Origin of the sequence: Anaerococcus sp. mt242 (assembly GCF_016798225.1) — a bacterium.
GTDB lineage: Bacteria > Bacillota > Clostridia > Tissierellales > Peptoniphilaceae > Anaerococcus.
Genome location: NZ_JAEUYX010000017.1, coordinates 20,003 through 27,881, shown reverse-complemented (window position 1 = coordinate 27,881; position 7,879 = coordinate 20,003). Strand labels below are relative to the sequence as shown.

The following is a 7,879-nucleotide window of genomic DNA, read 5'->3' as shown; positions in this document are numbered from 1 at the left end:
TACATTCCGCTTAAAATATTATTAAGTTATTCCGTGTTTATGGGTTCAGCTCATTAATTTTCCTTGCTTTTTCGTTAGTTAGTTTTTAATTTTAGTAACTCTTCTAATAGTTGATTATTATTTTCAAATTTTGATAAGTTAATATAAAACTTATATTTTTGATTATCAATAGTTTGAATCCACAAATAAGTTTCAACATCTATTGAATATTGTTTTAAATAGAATTTTTTTATATTTTTATACTCAAAACTAGTCATCTTATCTTTTGAATAAAATTCTATAGACTTTTCATTAAAGCAGATTTCATATGGATGTTTTTTTCCTATAATCCTATTATAAAAATTATATATTGAAACAATAAATGCTAAAATTGCTAAGATTAAATATATACGATTGATAATTAAAAATGAAGATATTATAGCAAATGCCAAATAACAATATCCCATTATATTAATATCAAAGTTATAATTTTTTGGATTATAAATAAAGCACATAATTAGTTATTTTCAATTGTGTTAGCTTCTTTAATAATTCTTTTTCTGTTCATAAGTGCAAGAATTATTGAAAGTACAGCAGCGACGACAATACCAATTATTCCAAATTTATTTATGTTAACTAGTAGCCATGATAGAGGACTTGCACCATCACTAATGCATGAAATCATATTAGCTCCTTCTGGCATGTGAAAACCAACATTCATAGCTGCTTGTGTGATAAGAGGAGCTAAATCTGTTGATATGTATAATCCAAAAATCAAGAAAATTATACCAATTAATAAAGTTCTAAATCCGTTATTATTTACTATAGGAGCTATCAAAAGAATCATAAATGGGAGTACAGAGAGGTCCGTAAATGGCATAACCTTATTTCCTGGTAAAGCTACTGCTAAAATAAGGGCAAGAGGCATCAATAAATATGCTATAGTTAAAGTTACTGGATGACCTACGCCTATAGCTGAGTCAAGGCCAATGTACATTTTACCTCTGTTAGAGAAGCGTTTTTTAATAAATTCACCTGCAGCTTCGCTTATTGGCTCTAATCCTTCCATAAGCATTGCTGCCATTTTTGGAATAAGCACTAAAACAGCTCCTAGTGAAACGCCAAGGCCTAGTATACCTGCAATATCATAACCGGCTACCACACCTATTGCAAGACCAATAATAGTACCAATCATCATTGGTTCACCTAGTATACCAATTTTTTCTCTTATTCTATCAAAGTTAATATCTATATTTCTTAGTCCAGGTATTCTATCAATTATCCAGTTAAACGCCATTGCGATAGGCGCATATGCAGTAGAAAAACCATGTGGTAATGATACGCCAGGTATTCCTAGTGATTCTTCAACCTTACCTGCAGTTATGTCCGCTAAAACCATTATAATAATCATATTTATAATGGCTGCAATCATACCTATTGCAAAACTTCCTGTATAAATAGCTGTTAATGCACCAGTAAAAGCAAAGTGCCAATAGTTCCAGATATCAACGTTAAGTGTTTGAGTTGTATTTGTTAATAACATTAAAAAATTAACAAGAACTCCAACAGGTATTATCAAAACCCCTATTTGAGAACCCAAGGCAATAGCTGCAGCAGCAGGCCAACCAACGTCAATAACAGATAATGCCAAATTATATTTTTCAACCATTGTTTGAACAGCTGGTGATAAAGAAGTTCCCAATAATTCATTAATCACTAGATTTAATCCCACAAAGCCAATACCTACTGTAAGCCCTGCTTTTAAACTTTTTGAAAAACCTAATCCAAATATAAGCCCTAAGACAAGTATTACCAGGGGCATAAATACTGACACGCCTAAACTTTGTAGCCAGTCAAAAAATCCAACTATATAGGTCATATTCTGTCCTTATTTTTCCATTAAGTCTAAAATTTCTTTTTCTACAGCTTCTTTTCCCATTCCCGTTAAAAATGGCACTCCTGATACAAAGTCACAATTTAAATTGCCCGGCTTAGCTGTAGTTGAAACTAAGAAATCAGCACTATCAGATAATCCTGTAGCTTCACTTACTTTAATTTGCTTAATTGTATATTGATTTTGATAACCATTTGAATCCAAGAGATTTTTAATTTTTGAGATTACAGTTGTTGATGTTGCAATTCCCGCTCCACAAGCCACTAAGATTTTTTTCATTTTACATACTCTCCTTTAAATAATTTTTAAATGTTTTCTCTATTATATCATTATTTTGACATTCTAATAATATGTTAACCTTTTCTTTATCTTGGAATATTTCTATAAGTGCTTGCAGGTATGGGACTTGCTTTTCTTTATTTTTTATAGCAAGCATAACAATTATATTTACATCGGTATGTAAACCTTCCGTTCCCATTTGACCAAATCTTACTGGCTTATCTAAAATGTTTATTACCATAGCTTCTGAATTTACGTGCTCTGAATCAGTATGTGGAATCGCTATCCCATAATTTTCAAATTTTAAGCCAGTTGGAAAAGTTTTTTCTCTTTTCCTTATAGCTTTTATATAAGAATCTTTTACCAATCCTATATCTAGTAACAATTGAGCAATGGAATCCAAAGCTTCGTTAGTATCTTTGTATTTATTTTCAGTTCTTTGTCCTATTATTTTTATTTCGTTATTATTTAACAAAACATAACCCCCTTAAAACAAAATTCTATAAGTAAGTATAACAAATGCGGAGATATATTCATAAAAAAATGGCTTAGAATAATCTAAACCATTTATATAAAAATTATTAAATTGCCCAGTTTCCATTTTCAAATATAGGAAACTCATCATCGTTTTTATATCCTGTTATTTTTAAATCGCTTGCTCCTACCATGAAGTCTTCATGGATTAAAGAGTCGTTTATTCCTCTTTCTTTTAGTTTGCTTTCTTCTAAGTCTGCTCCACCTACTACATTTGTTGGATAGGATTTTCCTAATGCGAAGTGGCAGGATGCATTTTCATCAAATAAGGTGTTATAGAAAAGAATATTTGAATTGCTAATTGGGCTATCGTAAGGTACTAGGGCAATTTCACCTAAGTTTTTGCTGCCTTCATCACTATCTAACATTTTTGCTAGTGTATCTTTGCCTTTTTTGGCATCAAAGTCAATTACTTTTCCATTTTCAAATTTGAAATTAAATTCATCTATAACTACACCATTGTAAACTAAAGGTTTTGTGGCAAATAGTGTACCATTTACGCCGTCATATTGTGGGGCTGTGAATACTTCTTCTGTTGGCATATTTGGGATAAATGGATCACCTTTTTCATTTTTGGATCCTGCTGATGCCCAAATATGATCTTTTGGAAGTTTTACCCAAAGGTCTGTGCCGTTTGATGATTGGTAATGTAATTTGTCAAATTGGTGGTCATTTAAATAAGTTGCTTTTTCATTTAGGGTTTCAATGTGTTTTGTCCAATTTGCTTTTGTTTCTTCCCAAGATTCTTCTACGCGGCTTACATCTAGAATTGTTTCCCATAATTTTTCGTAAGCCTCATCTTTGTTTAGGTCTGGGAAGACTTTTGCCGCCCATTTTTTGGTTGGCACTGAGATTACTAGCCAGCTTACAATATCGTTCATTGAATATTTTACAAATTCTTTGGTTTTTTTAGAATTTTCCTTGATTGCTTCTGAAATTTTGGCTTCATCTAGACCATTTAATAGGTCTGGGTCTTCGGCATATATTGAAATTCTGTTTGATTTTTTATTTGCTATTTGATATCTTAATTTTTCTATTTTCCAGTCTGGCACTTCATTTAGTGTTTCTTGGTCTTGATTTTCATAAGTTAGTCTTGTAATGGCATCATCTCGCCAATCTATTGATACATTTCTAGCACCCTTTTCATAGGCTGCTTTGGTTATAAGTCTTGCTAAATCTGGGTTTTCTACTGGAGCATTGATTACTACATCTTCACAAGCTTTGACATTTACTCCAAATTCTACTGCAAGTTTTGCAAAGTTTTCTATTCTTTTATCCATAAATTCCTCCTTTTGTCATTATACCTTTAGGATTTTTATGGTAAAATAAAATACATATAAATGTATAAATAATTATTTAAGGAAGGTAATCATGAAAAAAAGACATGAAGTTGATATAAATGAAACTTGGGCTATAGAAGAACTTTTCGAAAGCGATGAAGTTTTTTTAGCTAGCCTTAATGATCTTAAAAATCTTTCTGATGATTTTGCAAATAAATACAAATCTTTAGACTCATCAGAAGAAATTTTTGAAGCTTTAGAAGCTTATAGCGAAATTGCAGCCTTAACTGATAGACTAAGTACTTTTGCAAGTATCACAACAGAAGTTGATACATCTGATGCGAAAGTTATGAAAAGATTTGCAAATTTTGTAAATGAAATGAGTAAGATCGATGCAAATTTAAGTTTTTTTGAATCAATGCTTGCAAAAGCTGATACAAACTTACTAGAAGAAGCAAAGAAAAACCATTCGGAATATAAATATTACTTAGATAGGGTAATTGAAAACTCAAAATATTTATTATCTGATGAAACAGAAAAAGTTTTAGCAAATCTTGTACCAACCTTTGATGCACCATACAAATCTTATGCAGACATCCGTTATGGAGATATGGCCTTTGAAGATTTTACCTATGAAGGCGAAGAAATAATCTTAAATCACAACACATTTGAAGAATTTTTGGAAGGAGATCCTAGGGATGATTTGCGCCGTGATGCCTTTAAAAGATATCATGATGTATTAAGAAAATACCAAAACTCAGATGCATCTGTCTATGTAACTCATGTTGAAAATGAAAAGCGTCTTTCAGACATCAGAGGCTATGATTCAGTTTTTGACTATTTATTATCACGCCAAGATGTAGATAAAGAAATTTATGAAAACCACATCGATACAATCATGTCAGAACTTGCTCCTCATATGAGAAAATATGCGAAAATTATTCAAAAAATCTATGGCTTAGATGAAATGACATATGCAGATTTAAAACTTTCTATAGATCCAGATTATGAACCAGAAGTATCTATTGATCAAGCTCGTGCCTATATAGTAGAAGGACTTTCAAATCTAGGTGAAGAATATGTAGAAGTTTTAAACCGTGCTTTTGATGAAAGATGGATTGACTATGCTCAAAATATCGGAAAAAGAACAGGAGCCTTTGCAGCAGGACCTTATGGATCACATCCATTTATAATGACAACTTACAATAACAAAATGAGCCAAGTAATGACCTTAGCCCACGAGCTAGGCCATGCTGGTCAATTTTATTATTCAAACAACAATCAAAATGCCCTAAACAACGATATGTCCATGTACTTTGTAGAAGCACCATCAACTGCAAATGAAATCACTATGGAGAGATTTTTGTTAAATAAAGCAAAAGATGATCGCGAAAAACTATGGGTTTTATCAACAATGATTTCAAAAACCTACTACCATAACTTTGTAACCCATTTTATAGAAGCAGCCTTCCAAAGAGAAGTGTATAGAAAAGTAGAAGCTGGTGAAAATCTAAGCACAGATGACTTAAACCAATTATTTACAGAAAAACTAGAAGAATTTTGGGGGGATTCTGTAAAATTAGTAGATGGAGCAGAGCTAACTTGGATGCGCCAACCACACTACTACATGGGACTTTACCCATACACATACTCAGCAGGACTAACAGTAGGAACAATTATTTCTGATAAAATTGTAAATGGTACAGACAAAGACCGTGAAAACTGGATAGAAGTCCTAAAACTAGGTGGGTCAATGAGTCCAATCGAACTTGCAAATGCAGCAGGAGTTGATATGACAAATACAGAAGCAATTTCACAAACAGTTGCATTTATCGGTTCCCTTATCGATCAAATTGATGAACTTGCTCAAAAATTAGGAATGTATAAATAATGTATATCAAAAAAGCAGAAGAATTTTTTGGTTATACAGTAGATATCCGCAGAAAAATCCACGAAAACCCCGAATTATCAGGTTTAGAAGACCAAACAATAGGACTTGTAAAATCAGAACTAGAAAGAATGAATATCGAGCATGTTGAAGTAAAAAACGGGGGAGTCCTTGGATTTATCGAGGGAAATAAAAAAAGTGATAATCCAAAAACCATAATCCTAAGGGCAGACCTTGATGCTCTGCCTTTTGATGAAACAGAAAAAAATTTAAAAAATGATCGTCTAGTAAAAAGCAAAAATATTGGAGCTATGCACGCCTGTGGCCATGATGGACATACGGCAATGGTATTAACCGCTGCCAGAATTTTAAATGAAAATAGAGATGATTTTTCAGGCAAAGTTATTTTATGTTTTGAACGTGGCGAAGAAACAGGTATGAATTATAAATACTTGATGGCATACATGGGTAAAAATGAAATAGAAATTGACTCAAGTTTTGCTATCCATGTTTCCCCAGAATATGAATCTGGAGTTATGGCAATAAAATCTGGGGGGATAAATGCTGGATCAATGATGTTTGATATTACCATAAAAGGAGAAAGTGGCCATGGATCACGACCTTATATAGCAAATAATCCCCTTGATTGTTTTGTAGATATTTATAACGAATTAAAATCGTTACGCATGAATAAATTCTCACCATTTGAACCTATGACCTACTCAATAGGGGTAGTAGACATGGGCAGTCAATTTAATCAAATCCCTGATAAACTTAGATTTAAAGGTAGTGTTAGATTTTTTGATCGCAAAGAAGTTGGATATAAATTCTATAGAGAGTTCCAATCTCTTATAATCAATAAGGTAAAAAATCACAACTGCAGGGTAGTATTTAATACCTACATGAGACCACATTTTCCAATAATAAACGATGAAAAATTAGCAAATTTAGCTAAAAATGTAATGGTAGATGAGCTTGGCGAGGATTTTGTAGCAAAGGCAAATCCATCTATGGGTTCAGATTCTTTTGCAGTTTATACTGCTCAATGGCCGGGACTTTACCTAATGCTTGGAATAAAAAATGAAGAATTTGGTTCAGGAGCACCTCTTCATAGTAGTAAATTCGATTTGGATGAAAACTCACTTAAAAATGGGGTGGCAGCTACCGTAAGATATGTGGTAGAATATTTAAATAGTGATATTGAAGTGGGAGATGGTCCTTATAAAAACAATATCAAAGGTCTATTTATAGAGGAAAATAGGTCACAAGAAGAAATAGAGGAGATTTATGACGACATCGCGTAAACGCACTTATGACCATAAGACGATTATTTATGCAATAATGGCAGGGGTAATGGTTGGTTTTGGTGGAACAGTTTTACTTTCTGTAGACAACCCTTATCTAGGAGCTTTTTTATTTGCTGGAGCACTTTTTATAATATTGAGTTTACAATATAGCTTATTTACTGGTATGGTAGGATATCTTTTCTATAATGATAGAAAAGAATATATAAAAAAGCTTATAATAGTTTTAATAGGTAACTTAATAGGAACATTTGTAATAGCTATGCTCATGCGCCAAACAAGATTTGGTCCAGCTCTAATTAATCAAGCGCAGTTAAAAGCAGGTGTTAAACTAAATGATACTCCACAATCATTATTTATTTTGGCGTTTTTCTGCAATATGTTCGTTACAAATGCAGTTCACCAATTTAAGTACAACCGCTATCAGGTAGGTAAATATCTAGCAATATTTATTTCGATTATGACCTTTGTATTATCAGGTTTTGAACATAGTATTGCAGATAGCTTTTTCTTCTTTTTAGCAGGAGAATTCAATCTACTAGCCCTAAGAAATTTCTTTTTAATCTTAGTAGCAAATATTTTGGGAGGCCTTGTAATACCGACATTGTCATTAATGTATGATGACACATTTAGTATTGCTGGATAGAAATGAAAACTAAATAAAAATACAAAAAAACTCATAGGTATAGAATTTATGCTATGAGTTTTTATTTTTTAATAA

General features: G+C 32.1%; 8 protein-coding genes. 3 read left to right on the top strand and 5 right to left on the bottom strand.

Annotated features, from left to right (window positions below; all coding sequences use genetic code 11):
- Positions 1 to 74 precede the first annotated feature (74 nt).
- The 5 genes from JNO63_RS07045 to JNO63_RS07025 form a co-directional block, all read right to left on the bottom strand.
- Positions 75 to 431, bottom strand: a complete 357-nt coding sequence (locus JNO63_RS07045; protein ID WP_203127915.1) for a hypothetical protein — start codon at positions 429 to 431, stop codon at positions 75 to 77.
- A gap of 65 nt (positions 432 to 496) precedes the next feature.
- The gene (locus JNO63_RS07040; protein WP_203127913.1) at positions 497 to 1,858 is read right to left on the bottom strand and encodes a PTS galactitol transporter subunit IIC; all 1,362 of its coding nucleotides are present in this window, start codon (positions 1,856 to 1,858) and stop codon (positions 497 to 499) included.
- A gap of 9 nt (positions 1,859 to 1,867) precedes the next feature.
- Positions 1,868 to 2,152, bottom strand: coding sequence for a PTS sugar transporter subunit IIB (locus JNO63_RS07035; RefSeq protein WP_203127911.1), 285 nt, complete (start codon positions 2,150 to 2,152; stop codon positions 1,868 to 1,870).
- 1 nt (position 2,153) lies between these two features.
- On the bottom strand, positions 2,154 to 2,627 hold the full coding sequence (locus JNO63_RS07030) for a PTS sugar transporter subunit IIA (protein ID WP_203127909.1): 474 nt from the start codon (positions 2,625 to 2,627) through the stop codon (positions 2,154 to 2,156).
- 106 nt (positions 2,628 to 2,733) lie between these two features.
- Positions 2,734 to 3,966 (bottom strand): aminopeptidase, encoded by a 1,233-nt coding sequence (locus JNO63_RS07025; RefSeq protein WP_203127906.1) that lies wholly within the window; start codon positions 3,964 to 3,966, stop codon positions 2,734 to 2,736.
- 91 nt (positions 3,967 to 4,057) lie between these two features.
- On the opposite strand from JNO63_RS07025, the gene pepF reads away from it, so the two are divergent.
- From pepF to JNO63_RS07010, 3 genes are read left to right on the top strand one after another with little or no spacing between them, the layout of a single operon-like run.
- On the top strand, positions 4,058 to 5,857 hold the full coding sequence (gene pepF, locus JNO63_RS07020) for an oligoendopeptidase F (RefSeq protein WP_203127904.1): 1,800 nt from the start codon (positions 4,058 to 4,060) through the stop codon (positions 5,855 to 5,857).
- Entirely contained in the window at positions 5,857 to 7,158 is a 1,302-nt protein-coding gene (locus JNO63_RS07015; RefSeq protein WP_203127902.1) for a M20 metallopeptidase family protein, read from the top strand. Before pepF ends, JNO63_RS07015 begins: the two co-directional genes overlap by 1 nt.
- Entirely contained in the window at positions 7,142 to 7,804 is a 663-nt protein-coding gene (locus JNO63_RS07010; protein WP_203127900.1) for a formate/nitrite transporter family protein, read from the top strand. Before JNO63_RS07015 ends, JNO63_RS07010 begins: the two co-directional genes overlap by 17 nt.
- Positions 7,805 to 7,879 lie beyond the last annotated feature (75 nt).

What these genes read in the sequence shown, in the direction of transcription:
- JNO63_RS07025 (WP_203127906.1), bottom strand. Translation starts at nt 3,966, where the DNA reads ATGGATAAAAGAATAGAAAACTTTGCAAAACTTGCAGTAGAATTTGGA.
- pepF (WP_203127904.1), top strand. Translation starts at nt 4,058, where the DNA reads ATGAAAAAAAGACATGAAGTTGATATAAATGAAACTTGGGCTATAGAA.
- JNO63_RS07040 (WP_203127913.1), bottom strand. Translation starts at nt 1,858, where the DNA reads ATGACCTATATAGTTGGATTTTTTGACTGGCTACAAAGTTTAGGCGTG.
- JNO63_RS07015 (WP_203127902.1), top strand. Translation starts at nt 5,857, where the DNA reads ATGTATATCAAAAAAGCAGAAGAATTTTTTGGTTATACAGTAGATATC.
- JNO63_RS07035 (WP_203127911.1), bottom strand. Translation starts at nt 2,152, where the DNA reads ATGAAAAAAATCTTAGTGGCTTGTGGAGCGGGAATTGCAACATCAACA.
- JNO63_RS07010 (WP_203127900.1), top strand. Translation starts at nt 7,142, where the DNA reads ATGACGACATCGCGTAAACGCACTTATGACCATAAGACGATTATTTAT.